The following is a 15,162-nucleotide window of genomic DNA, read 5'->3' on the forward strand; positions in this document are numbered from 1 at the left end:
ATGAGAGTGTCGTTGCCAGCGTCGCCACGTAGCCAGTCGTTGCCAGAGTCGCCATCTATTAAAGTATACTGACTACCCACACTGAGAGAATCTCCACTAGCCGTTCCGCGTAAAACCTGTTCACCAGCAAAGTCGATAATACGACCATATTCCGCCGATTTACCAACATAATAACTTCTCAAAACAATAAACTCTTCACTGCTCTTCAGCCCGTAATATTTCATTGCCCGCACAAACTCGCTCAGCAAACTAACGCCAGCAACAGAGTCTCGAGAGATAGCATCATCTATTATCTGTTTAGCTTTCTCGAATGAAACCTCATCATTGTCATCAGTCACACTATTCACTACATCTTTCAACTGCGCTTGAGAAACCAATGATACATACACAACCTCAAACAACTTAGTGTACGAAGATTTTAGCAAGGGCGCCGAGTTGGCGTTTGGCGACCCTTGAAATTCTGCACCAAAAAATTTCTCCAATACAGCCAATTTTCGGGCATCAAACGCATCGCCGCGGCTTTTCGGATCAACGGAACCCACTCCCGCCCAACGCGCTAAAATATCCTCAGCTAACGCCTCGCGTTTTGCAACATCTTTTTCTGCAATAAATTGATTGACCAAACCGCGTAAAGAACCGGATTTATCCTGCATTATCGCCTTATGCAATGAACCGACATTGCCCGCTCCTTGTACATTTGGAAGCAGCGCAACATCATCGGAAATCTCTACCTGCGACGAATCCACCGAATACACCGGATTACGATTCAGCAGATATTCTCCAGTCATCCGAGTACTGCCATCCGCCAAAGTAAACGTTCCTGTTCGCACTTGGATGTTATTAGCGCCGTCGGTCACGCCAGTGTTGTTATACGACAAGCCAATGGACACAATCCCCAAATCAACCAACTGCTTTAATTCGCCAGCGGAAGCAATACCGTCGCCGTCAGAATCTTGCCAAATCCTCAGCAGTGTATATATCGCATCATTGCTATCAATCTTGCCGTCCTTGTTGTTGTCATACTCTGCCAATGCCGTAAAACCGCTTGATGCCAACGTTTTGCCATCTTTCATTAACGTACGGTCGCCGAACAACTCATTGCCGCCATTAATTATCCCGTCGCCGTTTTTATCATATGCCAACAAGCCTTCTTTGACACCAACCCACGAGGTTTTTTCAGCGAAGCCATTATCATCCAAATCAAAGAAAGCATTTGACTCCTCAAGTGAAACTGTCGTTATTCCGTCGCCATCCAAATCAAACACCAGCGGATCAATACGACGGTTCTGCTCGGCTTGGGCTTTCTGCATATCGACATACGATTCCATAAATTCGCCTGAAACAAGGCTACGTTCAAACTGTTGTACAACATAATTTGCATACGCTATTTGATCATGATTATATGACGTAGTAGATATTGAGCCATCGGATAGAGTTACAAGATTATTGTAATACGTAATACCATCATATGATATAGTTGTCAGCAATGGGGGTTTGTTAATGATATCCATATTGTAATTATTGTCAATTTTTGCACGCTCAATAACCTGGAAAGCATTAATTAAATTAAACAAATCTCGTAGGTTGCGAACCGACAACTCTTGATTCTCTATAGTCTCTGTCATTTTGTATTGCAGACCAGGCTTGCTAGGATCGTTGCATAAAAACCTATCCAAATTATGTCGAGAGGTGTTAAGAAGCCCGGAACCGCCATTGCCACCAACTTGCTCATAGCCTCTATAGACAGCCATCGTATCAGCAACCGTATACCTGCCCGTTTCATCTTCAATAGTATTTTTTATATCATTTATTTTACGTTTATATTCTAAATTATTTATACTACCCTTACTAAGCCATAATCTAACAGCCAACATTTCACCAAGAGCATTGAAATTAACCCTTGCATAATCTAGATCAGATTTATCTATATGATACACAGTATGTCCAAGCTGGAATCCATACGTGCCTACCCAATCAAGAGAGTTGACATGATCAACAACGTTATACTCACTAAGTCTAGTTAGGGCAGCAACGTCAAGAAGATTAGTTGCTATCCCAACAGCGTTAAAAGTAACAGCTTTAATACCTCCATAATGCTGTCCAGATGAAAAATCTGACGTCATATATGTCAAATAAGAGGCTAATCCACCGCCCAAAGAGTGACCTGTAACAGTAGCATTACTAGCCCGCAGATACCTAAGAGCATCACCTTTACTAACATTACCGTCGCCAGTAAGCTTAGCGACAGTAGACTTAACAAAATCCAGAGTACTCCAAAACTGCTGCACAGGAGGTGTAATCATAGTACCGATGGTTAAATCTGTAAGACCGTCGTTCCAGACTGGTATACCGTTCTTGTCAGTTTCAGTACCACGAAGAGTAAGAACAATATCTCCAGAAGGAGACTTAAAAGCCGCGCCAGCAAAGCCAGAAACGTCGTCTTTTTCAAAGTGGATGAGAGTGTAGGAGCGAAGTGGGTTAGAAGAATTTTGGAGGGCAGAGAGTTCAGGACTATCAAGGTTAAAATCTTTGCGTGATTTCTTTTTCTGCTCATCTATAATAATCTCGTCCAGAGTTAATCCAGCGTCAGATTCTTTAAAGTCAACATAAGCTAATGCTGACAAACTTAAGTACTCAATGGTTTTTACCATCTATCGCCCTCCTCTACTGGCATATTTTTTGACATATCAATACAACCTTTTATCTCATTAATTGATGACAACTTATCTCTATTACAATATTCTCTTGAAATAAGCTTGCCATTCTTCGATAAGTATATATTTACAGATATATCTTTAGGGCTCACTCCCACGTTTTTCGCATACTCTATCATCTCGCGTATACCACTAGCAAAACGACTCTCGTCTTTAATGTCACCATCATACTTAAAATCTAATCCATAAGCTAAATTGCCACGCTGCCCGACTTTATTTTCAGCCAAAAACACCTCCTCAAAAGTTGGCTTTTTCAGAGTGAAGGTACGCTCTACGTCTGGGTCTATTACGCCTAGTCTAACTTTTACATCAACGGGCATGTCTTTAAATATTTCTCTGACTTTGGGTTGAATTTTGGCAGTTTGTTCTTTTTGCCAAGTTCTTACAACATAGTCATCACTATATTTTGTTTGATTATCTACCCGAGAAACATACACCTTTATGCTTTTATCTGATTTAGGATAAGCATCAGCAGACCACACACAAGAAATACCAAGAGCACCGCCATTACAACTAGGTTTTTCTACTTCAAAATCTTGGTCATATTTGTTTTTTAGATAGCTAGTCATATTAGCCTGTTCAGTCTTATCGCTAACCGAACGTTTTATAATTCCACCTACAATGTACACTACAGTCATTACCACAATTGTTAACGACAGAGTAATTAAAATAATTTGCCAGATTTTTTTATTATTTACATGCGATTTGCTCGTTCTTTTGCTCTTACTATTCGCCATACAATATAGCCCCTATTGCTTAGTTATTTATCATTTTACCTTAAGAATAAGCACGATGCAACGGACTGATAATTCTATAATTTATTTCTATGCTAAACTTTTACCTCGCTGACGCTAAACGGGGATTGGGCTATAATCTTCCAGGAGCGGAGAGGATTAGAAGAGCTTTTGAGAGCGGAGAGTCCGGAGTCTAATAGCTTGAGATTATTAGAAAAGAGCTTTTTATCTATAATATAACCAACGCTTTTACCTTCTGTCTCCTTCGTAAAATCACCATAGGATAATGCACTAAGATTTAGATAATCTATAGTTGAAACCATTATTCACCCCTTCCTATTTCTGTCATTTTAGACAGTTTTTTATATTATCGTACGAATAGTCGAATGGTTTATCGTAGGTAGTCTCACATTTTTTAGTTTTACCATACCTAGTACTTATAGAATAATTTATGTCCAAATTGTGTATATTACTAGCACGGATAACTGAAGTAATACGATTAGCATCATTCACCATATCATCCATAGAAGTATCACTTTCTAAGTCTTCATAAGATAGCCCAACAGTATAAGACAAACCGTGGTCTTGCTTTATAATATTCTCCATTTTCGGATTATCTGGTAATGCGATATCAGATAGTGGTTCTGCAAGGTAAATTTCTACCGAAGCAGCAACCTTCCACTTTGAGCTTGAAGCATTTTGCTGAGCTATTCTATTCAGTCGGGCAGTCTCGCGCTGAGACCAAATTTTTGCAGTATACTGATCAGAAAAATTATCTCTATTTTCCGCTTTTATAATACGAAACACCATACTTTTGTCGTCAGTCGGATAAGCATCAGCCTCCCAAGTGCCGAGGACGTCCAGCCCACCACCGCTAAGCTTTGGACGACCCACTTCAAAATATTTGTTGTATTTATTTTTCAGATACTCAGACACCCCATTCTGGGCATTATATATTTTATTTTCATTTTTGACATGTAAGGCAATCGCTATAACAATAATAAGTGTAGTCACACTACAGATGGCAATCAATAATCTGTACGATTTACTTTTCTTTACTTTATCATATTTTGCCATCACCCACTCCAGCTACTTTCTAGATATTATTATTCTAGTTTAAACATAACTTATATACAAGAAGACCTTGTTATATAACGCTTAACCTTCTAACGGAAAAGAGGGTTTGAAGATATTTTAATAAATGTGCGTCCAAAATACTTCTGGCATAGTCATAAAACACAGCATTTAATATCAGATATTGCTCATTAGTTATGTTCACTCCACCTCCTCTTTATATATTTATCTACGTCACTCGAAGATTCTATATTGCTAATGTCCTGATCCTCCAGCCATAACTCATGTAGTGAATCATGATAGTCTATAGCCAGCATTACACCCATTTGCTTTCTTATTTCAGAAGTCACTCTATATATACGCTCTGACAAATCATCAAAATTAACGTCATTCTCTAAAGATATTGTCATATATATTTTTCTGCCAAATTTATTAAATGCATCTTTATAGGAGGGTATGTTTTTCGTAATAGCTCTACCAACCTCTATATTGCTGTTTATCCTTATTGATTTGAGTCTAACTCTACCGCCAAACTGCTTGCTAACTAGGTTAGCTATATCATTCCTAGACTCTCTTTCCCAAATACGATCTGGATAGGTATCAGAGTAAGCACTCTCGCCTTTTCTATAGTCAGCTCTATTCCACACTTCAAACCTAAGACTACTATCATCAACCGGATAAGCATCCACATACGGATCGCCTTCAACTCCAATACCGCCACCCTCAATGCGATAATTTTCTACTACAAACTCTTTCCCGTATTTTTCCTTAAGGTATTGCGCCATTTTATGTTGCTCTATCAAGGCACCGCCATTGATGAGCAGGTAGATAGCAGCTATTAACATAGCAACTCCAGCTATAATCCAGAATTTTGGTATACGCTTTCGGGTGGATTTTAGTTTAGAGTGTACTTTTTGCACAGGAGTGTTTTTAGGCGATCTTTTACCGCCCTGGACCTTTCTAACGTTTGCGTGTTTTGTTTTTATCGCGCTACTCTTTATCACTAGATCCCTATCTTGCTACTACTATCTTAGCATCATTTTATAGTAAGCATAAGTTCCTTGCAAGATTAAAAACAAATAAAAAAGACCAGTAAGGTCTTCTGTCTGTTACATGGTGACCTTACCGGGAATCGAACCCGGATTGCCAGGATGAAAACCTGGTGTCCTAACCGTTAGACGATAAGGCCACGACTTCAGATATCATAACAAATTATTGTCGAATTGTCTATAGCAAATCAGCCACTTCTCCGTCGTTATCTATTAATGTATAATATTTCCATGACAAAGCAGAAGAAAAAGCGCAATAAAAAATATTCTGGAATGGACGCGACATCTCAGCGACCAAAGGTAACAAGGATTACAGCAACGAATCGCTCCAAATTATCTCAATGGTTTTTTGATCGAAAAAAGCTCATTCGCACCATTGGCATGGCGGGACTCGTTGTAATTGCCTTAATTATCGTTATTTCTGGAATATTGAGCCTGTTTCGTTAACGAACCGGCAGCTTAAATCCAAAGGTGCTACCTTTTCCTTCTTCTGATTCAAAGATCATTTCGCCGTCGTGCGATAAAATAACTTTCCTCGCCAAAAATAAACCAACGCCAGTGCCGTCTGGTCGCTTTTTTCTGGCATTTGTGCCGCGGAAGAATTTGCCAAACAGGTTTGCTTGCTCTGATTTTGGCACACCAATTCCCGAGTCTTTCACCGTAAATTCAATCGCACCATTATTATTTTTCAGAGAAATTATTACCTTTTTATGTGGATTTGAATAGTAAATAGCATTGTCAATCATATTCAGCATAACTTGACGAATCTTCTCAGAGTCAGCCGTAATCGATGGAACTTTTTTATCAATCTTTAGGTCCATTTCGACAGACCTCTGATCGGCCACAACCTTAAGCAACGCAACTTCATCCCGAAGAATTTGAGCAACGTCTGTTTCCTGTTTATCAATGTTAAATTTACCAGTCTGAAGCCTAGAAACATTAAGAAAGTCGTTTATTAGCCTCACCATACGCTCACTCGAAGAAAACGCCTCTCTAAGAACCGTACGCTGCGTCGGTGTAATCTTCCCCAAATCGCCCTCCAGCATCATATCCAGATAACCTTTAATACTAGTCAATGGTGTCCTTAACTGATGTGAGGCCATAGAAATAAATTCGTTCTTCGCCTCGTCTAGTCGCTGAAGCTGTCGATTACTGAACCTCAATTCTTTCGTCGCCTCGTCAATTTTACGCTGCAAACTTTTATTCAACTCATTAATTTCTTCCAATGACAAAGAATTTCGAATCGACACCGCCAGCTCTCCAGCAATCGATTCCAGCATTTCAATATCGCGAGAACTATAGCCCAAGCTCTTGTGTTCGCCCAGAAATAGAATTCCCGTTTCTTGATTTTGATGTAGCAGCGGCATAACAATTTTCGTACGATGAATATCCAAAAGCTTCTTCAACTCTGGATCTTTTACTTGATTTGCCAAAATAACTTCTGGAAAACTGCAATTCTTATAGTAGTAATCCATAATCCTGTGAACGTCTTCCTCGACAACAGATATTCGTCGCCGACCCGCCCGACCGTATATTCCTTTTTCCGGAATACAAAACGCCACTTTTTCCGCCTTAAGAGAAGTCGCTATATAATTGCCAACGCGTCGAGTTAGGAGTTGCAGATCCGCCGTATAGGTTAATATTTTACTAATTTCACGCGTAAACGTATCAGCATCATATTCTCCGTAGTAAAAGACCCTATCAGTAAATTTATCAAAGATTTTCTTCACTGGTTGATATACAACCGCCAAGACCATAGCCAAAATCATGTTCATGAGATTTACGTGGCTATCAACCGTCAGGCTGCGTTGGAAAACCAAAATTGAAATGACATATGCAGAAATCACGTAAACGACAGCTAGTGCGATTAATAGCAACATATACGAAACGCTTCGAGCCACCGCCATTTTTACGTCCATCAATCGGTATCTGACGATGCTATACATAATTGCAAATAAGAAAATAATCGTAGCAATTGGACCAATCCATATATATCGATAATCACCAAGCGCCGGAAGAAACAGATCCACTACAAAGCCAGGAATGCTACATATCAACAGACCAATCATGTAAATCGCGACTTGCTTACGTCGAACAGGATCTGATTTGCGCCATGCTATATGTCCAAAACACATAGAAATTAAGAAGAATACCGAGAAAAAAGTTGCAAAAATAACATAGTTGACTGCATGAATCGGAATTCGAGAAAAATCTACTGGCGTGACGATTTCTGATGTATTGATAATGAATTCAGGCACCAAAATGATGTATAGCGAAAAAATCGTTATCAATATACTGGACGCACAGATAAAACTCTTCGTTGATTTTGTCGATGGAAGAAACGATTTCGTAGTAAAAATAGCCAACGCAGGACAAAAAACAGCCGAAGCGACATAAAACCACCTAGACGCAGTGTCCAGCATCACACTATTGTCTGCCAAAGAAAACACCTCAAGTCCAGCTGACCACACAGCCAAACATAGACAAACCAGAAAAAACCAATGCTTCGCATCATGATGACGCTTCGACTTTTTAAGTACGAGTACGCCCAAAATTAGCGCCATCAACGCAACCAATCCTAGTACTAACGCTCGTACCATCATACTAATGCTTATTATAGCATTTAATTTTATGTTTCAATCGCAAAAACTGTGTAAACGCCGCTTACGGTAACTGTAGCTTTAATAGATTCTTTTGGTATGCCAGATTTTTGGAGCAATTTAAAGCCTTCTTTAATTGAGCGCATCCTAACCTTTGGAACCCACCCCATTAGTCCATGCAAAAATTCTTTTTGTGGGCGATTTACGTTCATATTGCCAGTAATCATCAACCCGCCAGTTCGCAAGAGCTTCAGCGATTCTCGCGTCAATTGTTTATAAACACCATCTGGCAGATATTCTCGCAAGCCAGAATCTTCCGCAATATCCAGTTTACGATTGCCCAAAACTCCCTCCAAGCTCAAAGGTTTACCAAGCTTGCTGAATAATCGCTCGCAATGAACTTCAATCTTATCTTCCAAATCCCATTTCTTCGCCAAGCTTTGTGCTGCCGCTAGAGACAACGGATCTTGATCTAGCAGGATAACCGTTGGCGATTCACCCGTTTCGTCCTTAAGTTTTTTCAGCATCTTCAAAGTCGCCAGTCCCGTTCCGCAACCAAAACTCATCACCAACATATCATCAATTGAACGATTCTCTTTTTCTGCCACTTTCTTCAAATGATCAATCGATAGACCGTTCACTGTTTCCACTCGCTCACGAATACCAAGCGAATCCGCACAATGTCGAATGACGTTAGAAAACTTCTCCGTCACCGGCGCCTGGATAAACTCTCTGATTTCACTAATTCTCTTCTCTACTTCTTCAATAGCCGTCGCTTTATCTACGCCGTTGTTGATTTTATCTTGAATCATAACTTCCGTCAGCGGCAAACCATTAATCTTCTCATCAAATACCGATTCATCCAGTGGACCACTCATAGTTGGATATTTACCTTCTGACAATATTTCGCCATTTTTACCAGAAACACTTAAATCATCAGCTTCAGAAATTGTTAAAAATGTCAGCGCGGAACCTCGCTGATTGTGCCACGGCTGCGAATCAGTTTGATATTTACCATACAATAACTTATCACGAGAAATCTCCAGATATGAATCTATATCATTACCCCATTTATTTTCTCTCACAAAAGGAATCTTTTCTAGAACATTCGCAATTGCTGCGATAGCTAAATTTTTATGAATAATATCTTTACGAACATCCTTTAATTCCGCCCCGCCTTGCTCCAGATAATTGTATATATACTGAATTTTATCTGGATTATTATATGCAGGATCGGCTTTTTCTCCAATTTTAACCCTACATTCCTCACTCCTAAGATCAGCAATTTCCCTATTTAATTTTTCATTAGCTTCATGATCAACTCCATTAAGAAAATCACCTGTTTCTGTAATATACTGTTCGCCTCTAAATTTTTCCATGCCAGAAATTATAGCACAGTTTATATGATATACTTAGAGCATGATAAAAATCGCTATCATTGAAGACGACCCTACTATCAGCCAGATGTACCGAATGAAGTTCGAGTCGGACGGGTTTGACGTTCGCTTGGCTGCCAACGGACAAATTGGCATAGAAGTAGTCGAAAAGTTTCAGCCAGACATTATTTTGCTAGATTTACAAATGCCGGAAATGGACGGTGCGGAGGCTTTGAAGCGAATTAGGTCTAAAGATTGGGGAAAAACTATTCCCGTTATCGTCCTCACTAATCTCGGCGAAGAAGAAGCTCCGCACGATTTGAAGAAATTAGGAATTCATAGCTACATCGTAAAAGCAAACCTCACACCGCGCCAAGTTGTCGAGCAAGTCAAAGCTGCCATAAAAGCTGCTTAATTTTTTGATTGATTCGCAATTTTTAGACAAGCCGTAATTACATTGTCAAACAGCGCAGAAACTGTTAATGGACCAACTCCGCCTTTTTTTGGTGTAATAATTACATCATTACGCTGACGCATTTCTTCAGATACGTCGCCAACAATTTTTCCATTTTCCGAAGCAGTTCCCGCGTCAATAATAACCGCCTTAGTCTTAATCATCTGGCTTTTAATCAGCCCTGGAACTCCAGTTGCCGACACGATAATATCGTAATTTATCAATTGGGATAAATCGTCACCTTTTTCAAAAACCGTCACATCAACGCTAGACTTCAGCCACATTTTCTCAAGAGGCGCACCAACCAAACGACCTCGCCCGACAATTGCGACTTTTTTATTTTTCAAGTCAACGCCATATCCAGCCAGCAGCCAGCTAATAGCCGTTGGCGTAGCCGCCTGAAAAATCGCCCTTTTGCGCAGACCGTCAACGTCTTTATCTTCTCGAATACTCTCGAGTAATTCATCGGTCTGATCAGAATTACTAATCGGCAATTGCAGAATTATTCCTTGAATATCGTCTCGATTGTTCAATTCTTGAATCACCTCCAAAGCACCGCCCGCAGGGACTCGATGAATCTCCACGTCAATCAAAATATCAGCGCCATATCTCTGTTTCAAACGCATGTACGTTTCAATAACTGGATTTTCGACATCAGTAACAATCGCCAAACGAGGATTGATATGCCAAGCCTGCCTTAAAGCTCGCACCTGTTTCGCCTGGCGCTCCTTGATAAATCCAGCTAATTCTGAGCCATTTAGTTCTCTCATTGTCATTAAGTATAGCAATTTTACCATCTTGAGTACAGATATAGTGTGTGTTATAATTTGAAAAGCTTGGATCATGGCGGATGTAGCTCAGTTTGGTTAGAGCGCTGGATTGTGGCTCCGGAGGCCGTGGGTTCGAACCCCATCATTCGCCCCAAGTTTTACGACAATTTATTCACACCGATAGATTATTTTCAATAAAACGGTAGACATTTTTATTGATTGTTGTATAATGAAATCGTGGGCCAGTAGCTCAGCTGGTTAGAGCACCTGCCTCTTAAGCAGGGTGTCGAGGGTTCGAGCCCCTCCTGGCCCTCCAAAAAATAACCTCACGTTGAAGTGAGGATTTTTTATTTATCCAAACGTATTATATCCGCGAGAAGGCGGCTCGCGAAAAGTAGTTCGATTAGCATTGAAAGATTGGCGAGAGTTATTCGCACCTGACGGAACACTGTTATTTTGTAGACCATTGACTCGTCGATTCCCGCCAGACAGACCAACGTCATCTGGATTATTGTTAGCGACTCCCGACCGAGGTGCTACACTTATTTCCGCACCAAATCGTCTTCGATTGTCATAATTATTGGCAGATATCGAAGATCCGTATCCTTTAATATATCGGCGCTCCGAATTCACACCACGATTAGCGGTTAGCATTCTGCCCGTATCTCCATACGCTTTAAAACCATCAATTGATCTTCTTAAGGAGCCAGATAATCTAATCATCATTTCCCGCGTCATTTGCGGCTTTTTGTTCGCATCCATATATCCCCCGTTAGTTATATGAAATGGCGCCCCGAGTAGGATTCGAACCTACGACCTTAGGCTTAGAAGTCCTCTGCTCTATCCAACTGAGCTATCAGGGCGTATTCACATTATAACATCTTTCTGCTACAATAGTAAAAGCTTGCGGGTGTAGTACAGCGGTTAGTATGCAAGTTTTCCAAACTTGAGATGGGAGTTCGATTCTCCCCACCCGCACCAAGTTTGACAATTTCAATCCATAAAGGGCATCGATGGATCCATATATTTATACAGAAAAGCCAAAATACCAGCCGCATGATATTGAAGATGCGTCCGAATTTTATGATGTAATTGAACGAAGCAGCTTAACGCATCAATTGTCTGAAAACCGACCATATGTCTACTGGACAATGGAAATTTATGATAAGTCCAATGGCATTAAGGGTGGCGGCGGACTTGGAGTTTTGGCAGCGGACACGCGACGTGTAGCTGAAAAATTAGAAGTTCCATTCGTAGTGGTGACACCGTTTTATCGTAGCGAATCACACCAAAAAATCACCAACCTCGCACAAGAAGAGTTTTCAGAATCCGTTTCACCTCAAGATTACGGATTTGAATATATTGACGAAGTTTTCGTAAGTTCAAACGGATTCCCAGATGCAAGCTTAAGCATTTTTAAGAAGACGCTCGGTTCAACGCAATTTGTTACAATTTCAGAACCGAACTTTGGACAATTGTACGAAGGCGACGGATCTGGCGATCATAGACTATACCAAGAAGTAGCGCTGGGATTTGGCGGCTATAAAGCATTAAAACTCCTCGGCATTAAACCGGCCGTTATTCAACTTAATGAAACTGCGACGATTTTTGCCGCATTGGCACGGCTAGACGAGCTATGCGCTAACGGAATGAATTTACACGAGGCCATCGTCTACGTTCGCAAGCACACACTTTACACGAACCACACGCTTCTTCAAGCGGCCGAACCGGAATTTCATCGTTCGCAATTTGAAAAATTAGTTCTGCCAAATATAAAAAGTAATGCTGTACGTTGCTGGCTAATGGAACAATTCCGTAATGACAGACTGAGACCGAATCTTTTGGCAATTGAACTTACTGAAGCGAAGAATGGCGTTAGTAAATTACACGCCCGTGTAGCAAATTTCCGCGACCGCAACAACGACAAAGTTAAATTTCAAGCCATTACTAATGGAATAGATCTTGAAACATGGGTGCTACCTGAAACGTTGCAAACATATCGCAATCACGGCATTATTGATAAATTTGGATTGCCCACGAATGATTTTTCTGAAAAATTAAACTCGCTGAGTAGCGCGGATTTGAGGTATTTGAAAAAACTCGGTCGAAAGGAATTGAATCGAGTCCTATTAAGTCGTCAAGACCAGTACGGAAAATCCATACAAATCCCAGAAAATGCAATATTATTCGACTTCAAGCGAAGATTCGCCAATTACAAACGACCTTATATGCCGTTTGAAAACCCAGATTCATTGCGCCAAATTCTCATTAGCCACAACGCGCATTATATTCTGACAGGAAAAGTTCACCAAGGCGACGTGACGATGTATCAGAAACTGCTCGAAGTATTAAAATTGATTGATAACGATCCAGTTCTCAAGGAGCGTGTTCATTACATACAAGATTACGATGAAGAGCTGGGACGAGCGTTAGCAATCGGCTCGGATGCCTCGATAAACATTCCTATTGTCGGATTAGAAGCGTGCGGCACCTCATGGGAGAAAGACATCGCCAATTTAAAACTCCTCATCTCCACTAGTGACGGCGGCGTTGCCGATGTCCAGCCAATCGCTTGCCTCGAGGTTACCGGAAGAAACTATGAAGCTGAAGTTTCATCTCTGTACGTCAACATGCATAAAGCTGCCGCTATTTTGAAGAATGACCAATTATTGGAAAAACATATCCGCCACCAATTAAGCAGCTATTTGCCAATTATCTCTGGCGCTCGAATGATGAAAGATTATCTCAAATTTATTTTTCCAAAACCGCAAATCCAGCCTAAAAAAGAACCGCAGATCAAGCGAATTCCTATTCAATAATCACTTCAATCTCAGCACCTAGCGAATTTAAGCGTGCCGCCAATTCCTCGTATCCGCGATTAATCGAATATACGTCGCGAAGAATCGATACGCCTGGAGCGGCAAGCATCGCCAAAAGTATCACAACGGACGGACGAAGCGCTGGCGGAGCAACAACATCGGCCGGCTTCCATCTTGTTGGACCGGTGATATAAACACGGTGTGGATCAACTAGTTCAATTTGTGCATTTAGTTTGCTTAGCTCTGTAAAGTAAATTGCTCGGTTTTCGTAGCTCCAGTCGTGAACCAACGTACGCCCCTCAGCCACCGTCGCGATAAGTCCCAAGAACGGCAAATTGTCCATATTGATTCCAGGAAACGGCAAAGCGTGAAGTTTATCCTTTGCCGCCTGGAGTTTGGAACGCTGCAATTTAATATCAACCAAACGAGTTTGCCCATTATTAGCAAAATATTCCTTACTGAGTTCAAATTTAAGACCCATTTCCGCCAATGTCGCTAGTTCAATTTCCAAGAATTCAATCGGCGCACGACGAACAGTAATTTCCGAATCCGTCACTGCAGCCGCCGCAATAAAGCTCATCGCTTCAATCGGATCTTCGCTCGGATAATAGTCCAGATTTTTACTAATTCGTTTACGACCCGTGATTTTCAAGGTTGTCGTACCAATTCCCTCAATTTTCACACCCAACTTTTTCAAGAAGAAGCAGACGTCTTGAACCATGTAATTTGGGCTAGCATTGCGGATGATGGTAGTGTTTGGCGACAACGCCGCAGCCATAATTATATTTTCCGTCACCGTATCGCCACGCTCCGTCAACAAAATCGTTCGATCACCAGAATTGACATCAGTTTTTGCGTGATAATAATCAGTTTCCGCCGTGACATTCATTCCAAAATGCCTCAAACCACTAAGATGCGGCTCGACCGTGCGCTTCCCTAAATTACAGCCGCCAGCAAACGGCAATTTGAAATCGTCATATTGATGTAGTAGCGGGCCAAGGAACATAATCACCGTCCTAGTTCTCTTCGCCGCAGCAATATCCATATCTTCAAGCCTCAAGCGTGCTGGCGGCACAATCTCAAGATCACTACCGTCCAACCAGCGAGTTTTAACGCCAATCGAATTCAGAACCTCGATAATTCGGTTAACCTCTTCAATTCGCGCCACTTTCCTAAGAGTCGTCTTCCCCTTATTCAACAAACTTGCACAGAGAAGACCCACTGCAGCGTTTTTACTAGTCTTAACTTGTATCTCACCAGACAATTTTTTGCCACCAGTTACCTTAAAATTCATTTTTCCGGAATGATTTACGGTTACAATATTGTTATTAAGCACTTCACTAATTCGAGCGATCATATCAATACTAATATTCTGACCCCCGTTTTCAATGCGATTGATAGCACTCTGAGACGTGCCAATCGCCTCAGCTAATTGCGTCTGTGTCAAACCTTGTTTTTGGCGATTTTCAGCGATTAAATTGCCGATTTTTTGAAGATACTTGTCTTTTATCATGCGTAAATTATATCACTGATGATATATATAAGCAATGATATAATAAGTATAAACGGAGG

The 15,162-nt window shown here is 40.9% G+C and carries 12 protein-coding genes and 5 tRNA genes; 6 read left to right on the forward strand and 11 right to left on the reverse strand.

The window, feature by feature from the left end; genetic code table 11:
• The 5 genes from LRM41_RS02860 to LRM41_RS02880 form a co-directional block, all read right to left on the reverse strand.
• On the reverse strand, window positions 1-2,651 hold a 2,651-nt coding region (locus LRM41_RS02860; RefSeq protein WP_243819378.1), incomplete at its 3' end, for an alpha/beta hydrolase family protein.
• Entirely contained in the window at window positions 2,645-3,451 is an 807-nt protein-coding gene (locus LRM41_RS02865) for a hypothetical protein (protein WP_243819379.1), read from the reverse strand. The genes LRM41_RS02865 and LRM41_RS02860, both read right to left, overlap by 7 nt.
• Before the next feature lie 342 nt (window positions 3,452-3,793).
• Window positions 3,794-4,525, reverse strand: a complete 732-nt coding sequence (locus LRM41_RS02870) for a hypothetical protein (RefSeq protein ID WP_243819380.1) — start codon at window positions 4,523-4,525, stop codon at window positions 3,794-3,796.
• A gap of 188 nt (window positions 4,526-4,713) precedes the next feature.
• Window positions 4,714-5,526 carry a hypothetical protein gene (locus tag LRM41_RS02875; RefSeq protein ID WP_243819381.1) on the reverse strand — a complete coding sequence of 271 codons (813 nt, stop codon included), beginning with the start codon at window positions 5,524-5,526 and terminating at the stop codon, window positions 4,714-4,716.
• Window positions 5,527-5,636: 110 nt separating this feature from the next.
• Window positions 5,637-5,711 (reverse strand) — tRNA-Glu (locus tag LRM41_RS02880).
• Window positions 5,712-5,802: 91 nt separating this feature from the next.
• On the opposite strand from LRM41_RS02880, the gene LRM41_RS02885 reads away from it, so the two are divergent.
• Window positions 5,803-6,018 carry a hypothetical protein gene (locus tag LRM41_RS02885; RefSeq protein ID WP_243819382.1) on the forward strand — a complete coding sequence of 72 codons (216 nt, stop codon included), beginning with the start codon at window positions 5,803-5,805 and terminating at the stop codon, window positions 6,016-6,018.
• On the opposite strand, the gene LRM41_RS02890 is transcribed toward LRM41_RS02885, so the two are convergent.
• Together LRM41_RS02890 and LRM41_RS02895 are read right to left on the reverse strand one after the other, a co-directional pair.
• Complete coding sequence (locus LRM41_RS02890) at window positions 6,015-8,174, reverse strand: sensor histidine kinase (protein ID WP_243819383.1); 2,160 nt, start codon at window positions 8,172-8,174, stop codon at window positions 6,015-6,017. The genes LRM41_RS02885 and LRM41_RS02890 overlap by 4 nt on opposite strands.
• 26 nt (window positions 8,175-8,200) lie before the next feature.
• Entirely contained in the window at window positions 8,201-9,550 is a 1,350-nt protein-coding gene (locus LRM41_RS02895) for a class I SAM-dependent methyltransferase (protein WP_243819384.1), read from the reverse strand.
• Window positions 9,551-9,590: 40 nt separating this feature from the next.
• Here LRM41_RS02895 and LRM41_RS02900 point away from each other — a divergent pair, with 40 nt between their 5' ends.
• Window positions 9,591-9,962 (forward strand): response regulator transcription factor, encoded by a 372-nt coding sequence (locus LRM41_RS02900; RefSeq protein WP_129631472.1) that lies wholly within the window; start codon window positions 9,591-9,593, stop codon window positions 9,960-9,962.
• Here the strand turns inward: LRM41_RS02900 and LRM41_RS02905 are convergent.
• Window positions 9,959-10,771, reverse strand: a complete 813-nt coding sequence (locus LRM41_RS02905; RefSeq protein ID WP_243819385.1) for a bifunctional 5,10-methylenetetrahydrofolate dehydrogenase/5,10-methenyltetrahydrofolate cyclohydrolase — start codon at window positions 10,769-10,771, stop codon at window positions 9,959-9,961. The genes LRM41_RS02900 and LRM41_RS02905 overlap by 4 nt on opposite strands.
• Window positions 10,772-10,847: 76 nt before the next feature.
• Here LRM41_RS02905 and LRM41_RS02910 point away from each other — a divergent pair.
• Both LRM41_RS02910 and LRM41_RS02915 read left to right on the forward strand, forming a co-directional pair.
• Window positions 10,848-10,925: transfer RNA gene (locus LRM41_RS02910), tRNA-His, on the forward strand.
• Between the two features lie 85 nt (window positions 10,926-11,010).
• Window positions 11,011-11,087, forward strand: a tRNA-Lys gene (locus LRM41_RS02915).
• A 35-nt stretch (window positions 11,088-11,122) separates the two neighbouring features.
• Here the strand turns inward: LRM41_RS02915 and LRM41_RS02920 are convergent.
• On the reverse strand, window positions 11,123-11,533 hold the full coding sequence (locus LRM41_RS02920) for a hypothetical protein (RefSeq protein ID WP_243819386.1): 411 nt from the start codon (window positions 11,531-11,533) through the stop codon (window positions 11,123-11,125).
• Window positions 11,534-11,557: 24 nt separating this feature from the next.
• Window positions 11,558-11,634 (reverse strand) — tRNA-Arg (locus LRM41_RS02925).
• 43 nt (window positions 11,635-11,677) lie between these two features.
• Here LRM41_RS02925 and LRM41_RS02930 point away from each other — a divergent pair.
• Window positions 11,678-11,752: transfer RNA gene (locus LRM41_RS02930), tRNA-Gly, on the forward strand.
• 32 nt (window positions 11,753-11,784) lie between these two features.
• Window positions 11,785-13,590 (forward strand): glycogen/starch/alpha-glucan phosphorylase, encoded by a 1,806-nt coding sequence (locus LRM41_RS02935; protein ID WP_243819387.1) that lies wholly within the window; start codon window positions 11,785-11,787, stop codon window positions 13,588-13,590.
• Here the strand turns inward: LRM41_RS02935 and LRM41_RS02940 are convergent.
• Entirely contained in the window at window positions 13,580-15,100 is a 1,521-nt protein-coding gene (locus LRM41_RS02940; RefSeq protein WP_353524530.1) for a helix-turn-helix domain-containing protein, read from the reverse strand. The two genes, LRM41_RS02935 and LRM41_RS02940, sit on opposite strands and share 11 nt — an antisense overlap.
• Window positions 15,101-15,162: the final 62 nt, after the last annotated feature.

Origin of the sequence: Candidatus Nanosynbacter sp. TM7-087, from assembly GCF_022828365.1 — a bacterium.
Taxonomy (GTDB): domain Bacteria; phylum Patescibacteriota; class Saccharimonadia; order Saccharimonadales; family Saccharimonadaceae; genus Nanosynbacter.

Excerpts from the sequence above, each read along its gene's own strand:
- LRM41_RS02865 (WP_243819379.1), bottom strand. The coding sequence starts at position 3,451 with ATGGCGAATAGTAAGAGCAAAAGAACGAGCAAATCGCATGTAAATAAT.
- LRM41_RS02870 (WP_243819380.1), bottom strand. The coding sequence starts at position 4,525 with ATGGCAAAATATGATAAAGTAAAGAAAAGTAAATCGTACAGATTATTG.
- LRM41_RS02885 (WP_243819382.1), top strand. The coding sequence starts at position 5,803 with ATGACAAAGCAGAAGAAAAAGCGCAATAAAAAATATTCTGGAATGGAC.
- LRM41_RS02890 (WP_243819383.1), bottom strand. The coding sequence starts at position 8,174 with ATGATGGTACGAGCGTTAGTACTAGGATTGGTTGCGTTGATGGCGCTA.
- LRM41_RS02895 (WP_243819384.1), bottom strand. The coding sequence starts at position 9,550 with ATGGAAAAATTTAGAGGCGAACAGTATATTACAGAAACAGGTGATTTT.
- LRM41_RS02900 (WP_129631472.1), top strand. The coding sequence starts at position 9,591 with ATGATAAAAATCGCTATCATTGAAGACGACCCTACTATCAGCCAGATG.
- LRM41_RS02905 (WP_243819385.1), bottom strand. The coding sequence starts at position 10,771 with ATGAGAGAACTAAATGGCTCAGAATTAGCTGGATTTATCAAGGAGCGC.
- LRM41_RS02920 (WP_243819386.1), bottom strand. The coding sequence starts at position 11,533 with ATGGATGCGAACAAAAAGCCGCAAATGACGCGGGAAATGATGATTAGA.
- LRM41_RS02935 (WP_243819387.1), top strand. The coding sequence starts at position 11,785 with ATGGATCCATATATTTATACAGAAAAGCCAAAATACCAGCCGCATGAT.